General features: G+C 66.1%; 1 pseudogene. It reads right to left on the minus strand.

Going from position 1 to position 732, the window contains the following annotated elements:
• Positions 1-731, minus strand: a pseudogene (locus PUN51_RS20630) (pyruvate dehydrogenase (acetyl-transferring), homodimeric type); the annotation flags it as partial.
• Position 732: the final 1 nt, after the last annotated feature.

The raw sequence follows: 732 nt of genomic DNA on the forward strand, positions 1-732 counted from the left end.
TCGCCCAGGAACGCCCAGACCTGCTGGTCCGAGGTGTCTTTCAGGCCCCGGTTGTGCAGGTAGCGGTTGTTCTGGGCCTGGTAGATCGCGTTCATCGGCCCGATGCCCATGGACACGGTGGGGAATTCCCAGAACTGCGGCATCAGGCGCGGGTGCGGGTAGGAGGACAGGGCGTGGCCCTCGCGGGACTTTTCCTGCCGGAACCCGTCCAGGTCTTCCTCGGACAGGCGTCCTTCCATGAACGCCCGGGCGTACATGCCGGGGGAGGCGTGGCCCTGGAAGAAGACCTGGTCCCCGCCGCCGGGGTGGTCCTTGCCGCGGAAGAAGTGGTTGAAGCCGACCTCGTACAGGGTCGCGGCCCCGGCGTAGGTGGAGATGTGTCCGCCGACCCCGATATCGGGCCGCTGCGCCCGGTGCACCATGACCGCGGCGTTCCACCGCATGTACGCCCGGTACCGGCGCTCGAACTCCTCGTTGCCCGGGAACGCAGCTTCCTGGTCCACCGGGATCGTGTTCACGTAATCGGTGGTGGTCACCATCGGCACACCCACGCTCTGCGCGCCGGCGCGCTGCAGCAGGCTCCGCATGATGTATTGGGCACGCTCGGTGCCCTGTTCCCTGATCAACGCGTCCAGGGACTCAACCCACTCGGCAGTCTCTTCCGGATCACGATCAGGCAGCTGGTTAGTCAACCCGCTGAGGATATGGGAGGTATCTTCTCCTGCAGCCACG

The organism is Arthrobacter sp. NQ4, assembly GCF_029077345.1.
Lineage (GTDB): Bacteria > Actinomycetota > Actinomycetes > Actinomycetales > Micrococcaceae > Arthrobacter.